Annotated in this window: 1 protein-coding gene; it reads right to left on the bottom strand. The window is 46.9% G+C overall.

Annotated features, from left to right (window positions below; translation table 11 throughout):
• Window positions 1-1,473 (bottom strand): hypothetical protein (locus EKD03_RS18555; RefSeq protein ID WP_161569321.1); only part of this gene is annotated, 1,473 nt, incomplete at both ends.

Here is a 1,473-nt window from a genome sequence, read left to right as displayed (position 1 = left end):
TACACTTTCGTAAGCTCCCATTCTGGGGGTCGTACCATCCCTCGTACTACCGTCATAATCCGTTGTCACTGCAGCCAACGGAGTCCCAGACAAGGCAACCGTATCAGCCGTCTTGTAATCTGTGGCGGCGGTTCCTCCTGCTGTTGTAAATGACGGATCCACATTTAGGCTGTTGACTTCATAGGCTCCACGGGCAGTCTGCCAGGCTGACAGCGTTTGATACGCGGTAGAACCGAGCTCACCAACATAACCACCCGTATTGGGGGCATAAAGATCATTGTTGCTCCCGACTACATAGGACGATACGTCCGCATGAAGTGCTATGTGTTTACCAGTGGCACTACCACCATTGGAACGGGCATTCACCAACAGATTGTTGGTCAACTGAACGCCTGTACCCGATGAGTAGTAACAGTAAGATTTATTGGAACCGGTTTCGGGGACACCACTGATATAAATCGTATTGTAATATAATCTGGCAGAATCCGATGAAGCTTTCATTACACCGTACAGACCACTGTTCGTGTTTCCTCCCAATGAAATAATATTGTTCTTGATGAACGGCTTCGATCCAAAAAATCGAACACCACACAGACCTGCACTTGTAGCGGATCCATTTACGGACAGACTATGAATAAAATTCCCCGAAATGGTATCGGATGTTCCGGTCGCTTGAAATATACCACTTACATAACCCGCATAAGAAGCACTGCTGTTGGATATGCCGGAAATGGTATTACCCGATACTGCAACGATCGAAGAGTTGGCATTATTTGTAATCGCAATGCCCATCACAGTTTTGTTACTACTGCCTGAACCACTGCTTACATTGAAGATCGTGTTGTTCGAAATCCTCCCGCCACCACCACAATTGATGCCATAAGCACTATAGTCGCCGTAACCGGTGGAAGTAATGCCATTGGTCAGGTTGGCTATCGTATTGTTCTCGATCGTGTTTGTACCGGTTCCGTCACAAAGAATACCGGCTACAGTCTGAGCAGCACCGGTGCTGGTGGAACTGCCGTTCAGGCTGTTGGATACCGTCGTACTACCTATCACATTGTTGCTGATCACGGTTGTTCCGGCTGCAGCATCCCGTTTTATGGCCCATAAATTCGTTGCCGCTGTAGCAGTAGTATTGGCTGTGGTGACAGAACCAATCATGTTATTCTGACAATTGGTTGTGCCCAATACGGATGTTCCTATACTGATGCCCGTAAATCCACTTGATGAGCTTGTTGTACCACTGGTTACGGTGATGGATCCTGTTGTCGTGTTGTCGCCTATCGAGTTCCCGGTTACTGTGCCTATGTTTGTCACCGTATTTGTGCCACTCGCCCCAAGGCTTATTCCTATAACATTACTGATATTCGTATTCGTCCAGGATATATTCTTGATGGTATTGTTTTGAATACTGTTCGTGCCTCCATCTGCCAAAAAGAGCTGAATGCCGGTAAGATTGAAATTATAAGC

This window comes from Candidatus Oscillochloris fontis (genome assembly GCF_004138135.1).
GTDB classification, from domain to species: domain Bacteria; phylum Chloroflexota; class Chloroflexia; order Chloroflexales; family Chloroflexaceae; genus Oscillochloris; species Oscillochloris fontis.
The sequence above is the reverse complement of the archived record's forward strand: the minus strand, read 5'-3'. Positions and strand labels throughout refer to the sequence as shown.